At 43.3% G+C, this 12663-nt stretch carries 10 protein-coding genes and 1 pseudogene; 7 read left to right on the forward strand and 4 right to left on the reverse strand.

Going from position 1 to position 12663, the window contains the following annotated elements:
- Window positions 1-67: 67 nt before the first annotated feature.
- Window positions 68-271 (forward strand): annotated as a pseudogene (locus tag LC586_RS24370) (hypothetical protein); the annotation flags it as partial.
- A gap of 182 nt (window positions 272-453) precedes the next feature.
- Here the strand turns inward: LC586_RS24370 and LC586_RS24375 are convergent.
- Window positions 454-2031, reverse strand: a complete 1578-nt coding sequence (locus LC586_RS24375) for an NAD(P)H-quinone oxidoreductase subunit 4 (protein ID WP_229487232.1) — start codon at window positions 2029-2031, stop codon at window positions 454-456.
- Between the two features lie 364 nt (window positions 2032-2395).
- On the opposite strand from LC586_RS24375, the gene LC586_RS24380 reads away from it, so the two are divergent.
- The gene (locus LC586_RS24380; protein ID WP_229487233.1) at window positions 2396-2653 is read left to right on the forward strand and encodes a hypothetical protein; all 258 of its coding nucleotides are present in this window, start codon (window positions 2396-2398) and stop codon (window positions 2651-2653) included.
- Between the two features lie 4 nt (window positions 2654-2657).
- Window positions 2658-2987: a type II toxin-antitoxin system RelE family toxin gene (locus tag LC586_RS24385; RefSeq protein WP_229487234.1), complete on the forward strand. Its 330-nt coding sequence runs from the start codon at window positions 2658-2660 to the stop codon at window positions 2985-2987.
- A 304-nt stretch (window positions 2988-3291) separates the two neighbouring features.
- Here the strand turns inward: LC586_RS24385 and LC586_RS24390 are convergent, their stop codons facing one another.
- From LC586_RS24390 to LC586_RS24400, 3 genes are all read right to left on the reverse strand, one after another.
- The gene (locus LC586_RS24390) at window positions 3292-5394 is read right to left on the reverse strand and encodes an NAD(P)H-quinone oxidoreductase subunit 5 (RefSeq protein WP_229487235.1); all 2103 of its coding nucleotides are present in this window, start codon (window positions 5392-5394) and stop codon (window positions 3292-3294) included.
- A gap of 213 nt (window positions 5395-5607) precedes the next feature.
- Complete coding sequence (locus LC586_RS24395; RefSeq protein ID WP_229487236.1) at window positions 5608-5994, reverse strand: thioredoxin family protein; 387 nt, start codon at window positions 5992-5994, stop codon at window positions 5608-5610.
- Window positions 5995-6408: 414 nt separating this feature from the next.
- A complete protein-coding gene (locus tag LC586_RS24400; RefSeq protein ID WP_229487237.1) occupies window positions 6409-7131 on the reverse strand; it encodes an NnrU family protein in 723 nt (240 codons plus the stop codon).
- A 212-nt stretch (window positions 7132-7343) separates the two neighbouring features.
- Here LC586_RS24400 and LC586_RS24405 point away from each other — a divergent pair, with 212 nt between their 5' ends.
- The 4 genes from LC586_RS24405 (at window position 7344) to LC586_RS24420 (ending at window position 12629) form a co-directional block, all read left to right on the forward strand.
- A complete protein-coding gene (locus LC586_RS24405) occupies window positions 7344-8357 on the forward strand; it encodes a LysR family transcriptional regulator (RefSeq protein WP_229487238.1) in 1014 nt (337 codons plus the stop codon).
- Between the two features lie 333 nt (window positions 8358-8690).
- Window positions 8691-10091, forward strand: a complete 1401-nt coding sequence (locus tag LC586_RS24410; RefSeq protein WP_229487239.1) for a serine/threonine-protein kinase — start codon at window positions 8691-8693, stop codon at window positions 10089-10091.
- Between the two features lie 22 nt (window positions 10092-10113).
- Window positions 10114-11160, forward strand: a complete 1047-nt coding sequence (locus LC586_RS24415) for a PstS family phosphate ABC transporter substrate-binding protein (RefSeq protein ID WP_229487240.1) — start codon at window positions 10114-10116, stop codon at window positions 11158-11160.
- A 65-nt stretch (window positions 11161-11225) separates the two neighbouring features.
- Window positions 11226-12629: an ABC transporter substrate-binding protein gene (locus tag LC586_RS24420; protein WP_229487241.1), complete on the forward strand. Its 1404-nt coding sequence runs from the start codon at window positions 11226-11228 to the stop codon at window positions 12627-12629.
- The last annotated feature ends 34 nt before the right edge of the window (window positions 12630-12663 follow it).

The raw sequence follows: 12663 nt of genomic DNA on the forward strand, positions 1-12663 counted from the left end.
ACAACAGTATTGAAGTCTTCTCATTGATCTTGTTCTTAAGTCAAGTGCATTTTTTCCGCCTTTGTTTATGCTTATCTTACTTAATTTGTCAAGCTCACCCTATACCAAATTAGATGAGCTTACCCTGGATTTTGATAGCCCTTGGAAAGAAATTATAGAAGCTTATTTTCCCCAAGCAATGCATTTCTTTTTTCCAGAAACTTCTGCATTAATTGATTGGGAACGTCCCTACGAATTTCTAGATAAAGAATTTCAACAAAGAGCTATTGAACGTTACCCAACATTTAGCAGGGTTTGTTGGGTTTCGTTCCTCAACCCAACCTACACATTTTTATTTTTTAGGCAAAAGCTACGCAGTATTGGATTGCCTCTAAGCAATGTACATCAAAAAAGGGCAGGTTTTGTACCTGCCCTCAAAGCAAAAAATCTTTAAACTAAACTAGCGATCGCAACTTAATCAGCGATTTGGGGCGCACTCAAAGAAACCTTGAGTGTTTCTTCTTTTTGCTGTGCTAATGTCGGCACGGAATCACGCAATCTTGCCGTCAATTGTACAGTTGTGGCGTCATACATCTGAGTCAGCAATTTTGGATAGAAACCAATACCAATAATTGGAATTAACAAACAGGCAATGATAAATACTTCACGGGGTTCGGCATCTATCAAAGCTTGGTGAGAAACTAATTCCTTGTTCTCTTCTCCGTAGAAAATTTCTCGCAGCATCGACAGCAGATAAATCGGAGTTAAAATTACTCCCACTGCCATCAAGAATACCACAATGACTTTGAAGGTAGAGCTATAAGCATCGCTAGTAGCAAAGCCAACAAATACCATTAATTCTGCCACGAAACCGCTCATCCCTGGCAGTGCCAAAGAAGCCATCGAACAGGTGGTGAACATGGCGAAAATCTTCGGCATTCTCTTAGCAACACCGCCCATTTCATCCAACATCAGGGTGTGTGTGCGATCGTAAGTTGCGCCAACCAGGAAGAACAAACTCGCCCCAATTAATCCGTGGGAAACCATTTGTAACACTGCCCCACTCAATCCCAAATCGGTGAAGGAGGCAATACCAATCATCACAAAGCCCATGTGGGAAATTGAGGAGTAGGCAATTTTTCGCTTGAGGTTGCGCTGGGCAAAGGATGTCAAGGCAGCGTAGATGATATTAACTACCCCCAAAACCACCAACACTGGTGCAAAAAGAGCGTGGGCATCGGGGAGCATTTGGGCATTCATCCGAATTAAGGCGTAACCGCCCATTTTCAGGAGAATACCTGCCAATAACATGTGTACGGGCGCTGTAGCTTCACCGTGGGCATCAGGTAGCCAGGTGTGCAAGGGAATAATCGGCAACTTGACGGCGTAGGCAATCAGGAAGCCAGCATAGACGGCAAGTTGGAAATTGAGGGCGAAGTCTTTTAAGGCGAGCGATCGCATGTCAAACGTCACCGTATCGCCGTAAAATCCCATTGTCAGGGCAGACAGCAAAATAAACAGCGAACCGCCAGCAGTGTATAAAATGAATTTGGTCGCTGCATATTGCCGCCTTTTGCCTCCCCAAATCGACAGCAGAAAGTATATCGGCACCAGTTCCAGTTCCCACACCAGGAAAAATAACAGCATATCCTGGACAGCGAACACGGCAATCTGACCGCCATACATCGCCAAAATCAAGAAGTAAAATAGCTTCGGCTTGAAGGTAACAGGCCAAGCTGCTAAAATCGCCAGCGTGGTAATGAATCCAGTCAAAATAATTAGGGGCATGGATAAGCCATCTGCCCCTACTGACCAATTCAAATCTAGTTGGGGTACCCAGGGGTAACTTTCGACCAACTGCAAATCTGGATTGGAGAAATCATACCCAGTATAAAAAGCATAAACAATTAGTGCAAAATCTATCAGCCCTACGATAAGGGAGTACCAGCGCACTGTTTTGCCTTCTTTATCTGGGATGATGGGAATCAGTAGTGAAGCGGCTATCGGCAACAGAATAATCGTCGTCAGCCACGGAAAATTAGCTGTATTCATCACAATTCGTCTGCTATCAAAATCATGTTTGGCAAAAAGTCACTAGTTATTAACTAACAGCTTTTTGAGGATTTCGTCTTCCTCGTTAGGTTGATTTAATTAAATTGGCAATCCCCTATTTTTTCTCTTGGGAGTCTTTTTTGACAGTTGCGGGTGCGGAATGTGCGTTGTGATACTCCCAGTCAAGTCAAAAATTTACCCTAAAAAAGCCGCTAAAATTATAGTTTAGGGGTGCGATGTCTACGACAAGCCGCTCCGCGTCTACGCGTAGCCCAACCTATCGCTAAAAATACACGATGCTGTATGCGTGGTTGTTGAAAAAAGCGATTCAGTGCAAAAAAGCATGACAAAATAAATAACCATAATGATAATCCCACAAATTGAAAGTCAGATTCGTTATGTCACCAACGTAAATGGAGAAACAACAGATGTACTCGTCCCTGTAGAACTTTGGCAACAGCTTATAAGTTCCATAAATTCTGATAACGTCAGTGGTTTAGCTTGGATTGATGAACAAGAGCCAAAAGCACAAATGTTAGCCGATCTGCAAGAGTCCGTGCGACAAGCAGCAGCAGGACAAACTTTCCCAGTTTCAGAGCTTTGGGACGATATCGAAGCCTAGATTTATGGCAGAAGTTCGTTTTACACTTCCCTTCAAACGCCGTCTCAAAACTCTGACTCAACGCTATCGGCAAATTCAAATTGACATTCAACCCGTTATCGATCAGCTAGAGGCTGGAAATTTTATCGGCGATCAAATCTCTGGGATAGACTTGACTGTTTTTAAAGTTAGAGCAAAAAACAGTGATATCCCGACGGGTAAAAGTGGTGGATATCGAGTGATTTATCAAGTTGTCTCACCTGAATGCGTCTTACTTCTACTCATTTATGCAAAATCGGATCAGGCAGATGTGAGCTTAGAAGAGATTGAAGATGCAAATAAAACTAGATTTTGACAATACATTAATTATTTTTTTAAATTTTAATTAGTGATAAATTTATTATTTTGCTAAATCTTGGGCTTATATTAATTTGTAGGGTGGGTTAGCGATAGCGTAACCCACCATGAGTATTGATAATTAATGGTGGGTTACGGCGCAAAAAGATTATTCTATATATATATTTTTTTCTTATTCTGTTCTATCGGATTATGGTAAGTTATAAAGTCTGCAACCAATTTTTTGGGATGAATCTTAATAAGACTAACTTCATTATTCAAGAAATAATTTAGGGGCGGACATCCGCCCACCCCTATTAAAATCAGGTAACACCAAAAACAATCACTAAGCCCAAAACCGCCCCAAATACAATCAAGGCATAGAATTGAGCGCGACCGTTTTCTAGGTACTTCAGACCTTCACCGCTAACAAGGGTGAAAAAGCCTGTGAGGTTAACAGCACCATCTACAACGCGGAAGTCTACTTCCATAACTTGTCTAGCTAGGCGACGCAAGCCGAGGACAAAAAACCGATGGTAAATGTCATCAAAGTACCACTTGTTGAGGGATAACTCATAAAGTGGTTTGATTTGAGCAGCGATCGCACCCGGGTCAATTTTACGGCGCAAATACATCAGCGAAGCCAGGGTAATCGCAATCAAAGAAATTCCGACTGAGGCACCCGCCATGATGTAGAATTCCGTTGGATTGAACTCGGAAGCCTTTTCTATAACTTCGGAAAGGGTTTCGCTAGGAGGAAAGATAAACTCTTCAAAATAATTGGCGTAGGGAGTTCCCACCAAACCAATCAAAATCGAAGGCACAGCCAACAGTGCCAACGGCAGCGTCATTGTCCACGGCGATTCGTGGGGGGAGTCGCTGTGATGCCCGTGGGAGTCATGGGAATCATGCTGCTGACTAGTTGCCGCCAATTCTCCTTTCTTCATCGCCCCAGGCCCAAAATTCGGGACTGGTTCTTCTGACTCTAATTCCAGGACAATTGTCGCCGCAGCCTTCTTGAGTTTTTCCTTGATTTTCTCGTCATTACCCCGGAATTTGCCTTCAAATGTCGAGAAATACATTCTAAACATATAGAAAGCCGTAATCCCGGCAGTTAGCCAGCCGATAAACCAGAGAAATGGGTTAGCCTCAAAAGCCTTACCCAGAATTTCATCTTTTGACCAGAAACCAGCAAAGGGTGGAATACCAGAAATTGCCAAGCAACCAATTAAGAAAGTAGTTGCTGTGACGGGCATATACTTCCGCAGTCCACCCATCAAGCGCATATCTTGGGCTAAGGCTGGGTCGTGTCCAACGACACCTTCCATACCGTGAATTACGGAACCTGAACCCAAGAACAGCATCGCCTTGAAATAGGCGTGGGTCATCAGGTGGAATAGTCCAGCACTGTAGGAACCTATTCCCATTGCCATCACCATGTAACCAAGTTGGGAAATGGTGGAGTAAGCCAAGCCCTTTTTGATGTCGTTTTGGGTAATGGCAATGGTTGCCCCCAAAAACGCCGTAAACGCCCCAGTAAAGGCAATGACATTCATTGCGGCTGGAACGTCTTCAAATACTGGGTACATCCGGGCAATAAGGAAAACACCTGCCGCCACCATTGTTGCCGCGTGAATCAAGGCAGAAATGGGGGTGGGGCCTTCCATCGCATCTGGTAGCCAGACGTGGAGGGGGAATTGGGCTGATTTTGCAACTGGGCCTAAGAAAACTAAAATCGCAAACAGGACAGCGAGAAAATTGCTGATAGTACCTGATTCGACAAGTTGGGCGAGGCGATCGCCCATGATATTAAAATCAAAGCTTCCTGTTGCCCAGAACAGCCCCAAAATGCCGAGTAATAGACCAAAGTCGCCGACGCGGTTGGTCACAAACGCTTTTTGAGCGGCATCTGCTGCTGACTTGCGATCGTACCAAAAACCGACCAGCAAGTAGGAACACATCCCGACCAGTTCCCAGAATATATAAATCTGTACTAGGTTGGGGCTGACCACCAGACCTAACATTGAAGAGCCAAACAAACTGAGATAGGCGTAAAACCTCACGTAACCGGGATCGTGAGCCATGTAGCCATCGGTGTAAACCATGACTAACAACGCTACCGTTGTTACAATCACCAGCATTAGGGCTGTCAGGTGGTCAATAGTGTAGCCCATGCTCAGGTGAAAATTACCTGCTGCCGCCCACTCAAAGGTGCGAATATAAGGCGCATGTCCTTGAATTTGACTCCATAGCAAGGCAAGCGACAGCCCCATAGCTGCTCCCATCATGGAGATAATCACCACAGCGTTAAGCTGGCGGAGGCGGTTTGTCACCTGATTCAACGAGATTAACCCTAGACCGACCAGCATTGCCCCAAGAAGAGGGAACACCGGAATCAGCCAGGCATACTGATAGATTACTTCCATCACTGACGCCTACTTTTAGAATTCTTAATTAGCGTGTCGGAACTGTTAATAATTGTGACACACACCCTTTAGGATAAAATAACCCACCCAAGACTGAGTTGGGTGGGGTGTTAAGCATGGTTTTAGATTTGGTTATTAGTCATTGGTCATTGGTCATTGGTCATTGGTCATTAGCCCTATGCCCTATGCCCCATGCCCTATGCCCTATATCCATCAGGCTGACCGACATTCTAAGTCCACTGTTTTTGAACTCTTGTAAATTTTCGGGCAACTGCTGTACTTAGCTTGAATCTCTTCTAAAGCTAGACGTAAATCTTCTCTACCGCGAAAGCATTCCAAGCGATGGCGAATAGTGCCATTTTCAATCAATAGCAAAGTGGGTAGTGATTTGAGCCTATAAGTAGTTGACAATTTAAAATTTTGATCGGCGTTAACCCCAACTAATTTAATTTCTTCCCCGCATTGGGCTTGAAATTGCAATAACAGTGGGTGGATAATCCGACACAAGCCACACCAAGGTGCTTCAAAATTAACTAAAACAGGAATAGGAGATTCTAAAACTTCTTGAGTAAATGTCCGCTCACTAACCGACAATACCATGACGCCTCTTGGATTATAAGGTTTTTATATTAAACTACCTATCAGCATTGAAGTGAAAGATTGGCAAGTCAGTAACTGCCGATAGATGCTTTCAGGAACCAAATCTCAGGACACAAAATAATTAAGCAAAAATTGAGCGCGTTGATGTGTCTCTGACAAAAAAGCCACCGTGGAATTCGCGCTGGCTTTTTTGGACGTTAGGCTCCTGATTGCCGTGGCCACCTGGGGATCTGACTGAATCTGCGATTTTTTCCCAAGGAAAAGCAACTGACCAACAACTACCAATTTAAAATCTTAACTCGACTCAGACCACCCCCATCGATAGATGTTTGAACTTATCCTACATTGATTTAGGGCAATTGATAAGCTGAAATCCTCATCTATTTTGGATTTTATGCTGACACTGGGGATCGCCTAGATTTCCCATCTTATCTTACTAGTTGCTTCCAGCAACAGAGGGTGCGATAACCAAAGCAAAACTATGAAAATGGCAACTCCCAAATAGGAAGGGCGAATAAATTCCTGCCATTTGATAGATTGACGCCCGTCGATAATTGCTTTAAAGGGAATAATAGAAGTCCGTTGTTTGGCAATTTCAAAGGCTTCCCCATAGCGATCGCTTAGACGACGATCGCCGTGCCAAACTCCAAACAAGTGATGCAACACCAATCCAATGGAAGTCACAAGGGTAAAGGTAGTACCCAGCCACAGAGTATGGGCAACACACCAAATTATTTGTCCTACCATCTGGGGATGACGGGTAATCCGAATAATTCCTGTTTCGTAGAGATGAACTTGGGGCTTTTGAATGGCAGCAATTTCTAGTAGATTGAAGGTAGCAGGATATAAAAATAAAAACGAGATAGCTGACAACAGCCAAACAAATTCTCGCACTCCAGGTACTCCTTGTACCTGCCAAAGTTGCAAACCATCATAGCGATGCCCAAAAAAGTAAATAATTAATATGACAGCCAAAGGTAGGCTAACTAATGCAAAGAGAACGCGATAAAGCCTTGGGCCAATATATTTTTCTGCCCAAGGACGCAAAGCAGCGCCTCCACTGTGAGCGATCGCAAAAACTATTTGTAGCCCCAGCATGACAAAATGACTGGGTGTCAACCAAGAAATCAACAGCATATACACGGGTGAAATAATTTAAAGAAAATGGAACTCAGTACAACCAATACCACAAAGTATTCAAAGGGAGACTTTAGTCAAGATGTTGTGCTACTGTCTTTTTCGAGTCAAGGTTTCAAGTTTAATATGCAACAAATCATAACTGGCTAATTGCTGCCAAACCTGATTTGTTGTGTGCATCCGCTCCTTTCAAAGTTTGTGGTTTGAGCCTTATGTCTGACCTTCCTTTCACTTTAGATCAGTTACGTATACTCAAAGCGATCGCACAAGAAGGAAGCTTCAAGCGTGCCGCTGATAGTCTTTACGTCTCCCAACCTGCCGTCAGCTTGCAAGTGCAAAATCTCGAACGGCAGCTAGATGTCCCCCTATTCGATCGGGGAGGACGACGCGCCCAATTAACCGAAGCAGGGCATCTACTCCTAAGTTACGGTGAAAAAATCCTCAGTCTGTGTCAGGAAACCTGCCGCGCGATCGAGGATTTACAAAATCTCCAAGGCGGTACTTTAATTGTCGGTGCTTCTCAAACCACTGGCACTTATCTTTTGCCTAGAATGATCGGTATGTTCCGACAAAAATATCCAGATGTGGCAGTGCAATTACACGTCCACTCTACCCGGCGGACTGCTTGGAGTGTCGCTAACGGACAGGTTGATTTGGCAATTATCGGCGGTGAAATTCCCGGTGAACTATCAGAATCTTTGGAAGTTGTTTCTTACGCTGAAGACGAACTAGCGCTCATTCTACCTGTCTTTCATCCCTTTACCAAACTGGAAAAAATCCAAAAAGAAGACCTATACAAATTACAATTCATTGCCCTAGATTCCCAATCGACTATCCGCAAAGTAATTGACCAAGTGCTAGCACGCTGTGAAATTGATACCAGACGTTTTAAAGTTGAAATGGAATTAAATTCCATTGAAGCAATTAAAAATGCTGTGCAATCTGGTTTAGGGGCTGCCTTTGTTTCAACTAGTGCGATCGCTAAAGAATTACAAATGGGTGTTCTGCACCGTACCCCCATTGAAGGCGTCGTCGTCAAACGGACACTGTGGCTGATTTTTAATCCTAATCGCTATAGATCCAAGGCCGCAGAAGCTTTTAGTCGGGAAATTTTGCCCCAGTTTGCTAATCCTGGATGGAGTCAAGATGTGTTAACATTGGCACAAAAAAGCATAGTGATAACTACATTGGATATAGCGACGTCCACCTCTGCCGCCGAAGACTAAAATCTTTTGATTAGTCCTACCCTTAGGGCGTCTATGTCATTTGTCCGATGTTCTTTGTAAATGACCAATGAGCAAATAATTTGTAATTCGTAATTCGTAATTCGTAATGATTATTTCATAGCTTTTCCCGTAGCCTAGCTTAGGCAAGCTAAGAATTTGACATCAGTAAAAAAGTTTCCTGTTCTTGAGAAAGAAGTTTAGTTTCTATGTAACCTGAATGAATTACGTTAGCGACGCGCTTTCTCGTGTCCGCGTTCGCTTTTAGCGTCTCGTAGAGAGCGTCATTACGCATTATCAATTACGAATTATTTTGACTAATGACTAATCACGAAAATGGAAGTTTACTGTACTCGTCCACGTTGCCCACGCCCACAAAACTATTTTGCCGATTTAGATGATATTACGACGCTGAAAACAACGCAGCAGAAGTACTGTACTACCTGTGGTATGCCATTGCTGCTAGATGGTCGATATGTCCCCGTGAAGCTACTGGGAAGGGGGGGATTTGGAGCAGCCTTTTTGGCACGCGATCGCCGAATACCGGGAATGCGTCAATGCGTAGTTAAGCAGTTTCAACCTGCGGGAAATTTAACCTTAAATCAACTGCAACAAGCACAGTTGATGTTTGAGAGAGAGGCAGAAGTTTTATCACAACTTGGTAACGATCACGAGCAAATCCCTGACTTGTTTGCTTTCTTCCCAGTGATAGTTAATGGTTTGCAACCAGGACAGCAAGACCAGTTTTTTTACTTGGTACAAGAATACATTGATGGGCAAAACTTAGAGGAAGAATTAGTTCAACAAGGCAAATTTTCTGAGCAACAAGTGTTGGAGGTGCTGCAAGAAATCCTGAAGGTGCTAAAGTTTGTCCATCATAGAGGCATTATCCACAGAGATATTAAACCCTCTAACATCATGCGCCGTCGTGATGGGAAACTTTTTCTACTAGATTTTGGCGCAGTTAAGCAAGTAACAAATGTTGCACTTGGTTCTGCTGCTTCTTCCACAGGAATTTATTCTATGGGATTTGCACCGCCAGAGCAGATGGCTGGGGGTCAAGTGTTTCCATCTACGGATTTATACGCTTTGGCTGTGACTCTTATTACTTTGTTGACAAATCAAGAAGCAATTCAATTATTTGATGCCTATAGCAACCAGTGGAAATGGCGAACCCAAGTGACTGTCAGCCCTCGCCTTGCTGACATTTTAGATAAGATGCTGCTACCTGCTGCCAATCAGCGCTTCCAGTCAGCCCAAGAGGTTTTAGATGCACTGAACTCACAGGCGGCTCAGGCTTCTACACAACTTAATTCGCCTTCTGTAACACTTCCGCCACAACCACCCAGTTCTAGTCCCGTCGTCCCCCGCCGTTCACCAACTCAACCAGCGTTCTCGACAGTGGAATTGTTGGGTGGGGCGGCATTTAGTGGATTTGAAGGGGCATTGATAGCGATCGCTCTCTTCAGTCTAGTAAAATTACCAATAGTTAGTTTCACTGTTGCATGTGTAATTTTGGGGATACTGATATTTGCCCAAACCAGGCGGTGGATTGAAAAGTTCGATTTATTAATTATTCCAACAATTAGTTTTGCGATTATTTTTTTTCTGCCCTTTTTACAAGGGGGGCTTGGCATTCAAGTAGTAGTTTTTTTAGCAGTTGGAGCAGGTTTAGTAGCGATTTCCCTAACAGCCGTATTTCGACTTATTTATAAATTATTATCTCTAATACTTTAAAAATTGCTGCTAACAGCCACCTATGTCTCAAAAAAATGAAACACTTAGTCTTTTCTTAGCCGTTGTCATCACCATTGGTTTAATCTTTGGTGGCTTATGGTTTTTTATGGAACGGTGGGCACAACTAAATGGAACTGTTGCTAAACCTTCGGGGAGTAGCAACACAGATAATTCCACAAAGCAGTTTGTCAACAACAGATGTAACGTGCCAAATCTCCCACAGGGAACATTCAACTATGGTGGTAGCACAAGCTGGGCACCCATCCGTAAAGACGTAGACTCCGTATTAGAAAGCCTGTGCCCTCAATTTACTTTACGCTATACTCAACCTCCTTCAGGTCAAGCAGGATCTGCAACTGGTATTCGGATGTTGATAGATAATCAACTAGCTTTTTCTCAATCTTCTCGCTCAGTTAAAGCTGAAGAAAATGCCGAAGCTAAACAAAAAGGATTTAGTTTGAAAGAAATTCCGGTTGCGATTGATGGAATTGCGATCGCAGTTAACCACAATCTGAATATCCCTGGTTTAACTGTCGCCCAACTCAAAGACATCTACACTGGCAAGATTACTAATTGGCAACAGGTGGGTGGCCCAAATTTACCAATTACAGTCTACTCTCGCAGTCAAGAAGCTGGGGGTACAGTGGAGTTCTTTGTCGAAAATGTTTTAAATAAAGAAAAATTTGGTGCCAACGTTAGTTATATTGGCACGACCACAGAAGCAGTACGAAAAGTAGCGGTGAATAGTGGCGCAATTTACTATGCTTCTGCCCCAGAGGTTGTACCCCAGTGTACAATTAAGTCCCTACCGCTAGGGCGAACAAGCGGTCAATTTGTGCCACCCTACCAAGAACCCTTTGTACCTCAATCTGAATGTCCCAGTAAGCGTAATCAGTTGAATAATCAAGCGTTTCGTAGTGGAGACTATGCAATTACCCGCAATTTATTTGTAATAGTTAAACAGAATGGTCAAACAGATCAGCAAGCAGGTGTTGCTTATGCAAATTGGCTGCTGACACCTCAGAGTCAAGAACTGATCGAAAAAGCTGGATTTGTCAGAATTAAATGATCAAAGCGGTTAGATTTAGCTAAATAATCAAATAATAAACATTTTTTATTTATTTAAATTAGTTCATGTCGCAAAAGAATGAAACCACAATTTTAGCTTTGGCCCTGCTGCTGACAGTTGGCATAGTTGGCGGTGGATTTTGGTGGTTTACTAAAGGCTCTGGGGTCAAAATTGATAATAATACCATCATTCCAGGTTCGGAAGCAGGCAGCAATCCATCCGTACAAGACCGGATTAGTTTTGGTGAAAAATCCTTTACTTTGGGTGAAATTTCTCCAGTTAAAAAAGAAGGAGTACAGGCGATCGCGGCTAAAAGTTATAATAAAGCGATCGCTAATTTCACAGCTGCCCTAAAACTCAACCGTAACGATCCAGAAGCATTAATCTTTCTTAACAATGCCCGTATCGGTTCTTCCAAGAGCTACACAATTGTGGCTTCTGTACCATTCGGCACTGACCCCAATGCTTCTTTAGAAATTTTACGTGGCATCGCCCAAGCCCAAAATGAAATTAACACCTCTGGGGGAGTCAAGGGAGTGCCGTTGAGGGTGGGGATAGCTAACGACGATGACAATCCAGAAATAGCCAAGCAAATCGCTTCTAACCTAGTCAGCAATTCAGAAGTATTAGGTGTAGTTGGGCCGAATACTAGCGATTCCACTTTAGCCGCAGGTACTATTTATACTTCTGGACAACTTGTAGCAATTTCCCCTACCAGTACATCTGTAAAAATTTCTAACTTTAGCCGCTACGTTTTTCGCACGGTTCCCAGTGATTTTATGGCTGCTAGAAGTTTAGCCAACTATATGGTGAGAACCTTGCAGAAAAAAAATGCAGTGGTTTTCTTTAATTCTCAGAGTAACTATAGCCAGTCTTTAAAGTCGGAGTTTGTCTCATCTGTTTCCCTAGAGGGTGGACAAGTATCTAGCGAATTTGATTTGTCTCAGGTGGATTTTAGTGCGGCTAAAAGTATAGAACAAGCAACTAAGCAAGGTGCAGAAGTGTTGATGTTAGCTGCTAACACTGAAACTCTCGATAAAGCGCTGCAAGTAATTCAGATTAACCAGAAAAAGTTAACTCTGCTGGCGGGAGATGATGTTTACACCACTAAAACTTTAGAAATTGGCAGAGAACAAGCTGTGGGGATGGTATTGGCAGTTCCCTGGCATATTGAGGGCGATCCTAAGTCAGATTTTCCTCAGAAATCCCGGCAGTTATGGGGCGGTGATGTGAGTTGGCGAAGTGCCCTCAGCTATGATGCCACTGTTGCTCTAATTGCGGCTTTAGGACGCAACCCCACACGTTCTGGAGTCCAACAAGCACTCTTATCCTCTGACTTTTCTGCCACCGGCGCTTCTGGTACAATTCGGTTTTTAGCATCAGGCGATCGCAATGCGCCAGTCCAACTTGTAAAAATTGTTCCTGGTTCCCGTTCTCGCACGGGTTATGACTTTGAACCAGTCCGATAATCAGCAATAAAAAATTAAAAATTAACCAATAGTT

Source organism: Nostoc favosum CHAB5714 (assembly GCF_020829495.1).
In the GTDB taxonomy this organism is placed as follows: Bacteria; Cyanobacteriota; Cyanobacteriia; order Cyanobacteriales; family Nostocaceae; genus Nostoc; species Nostoc favosum.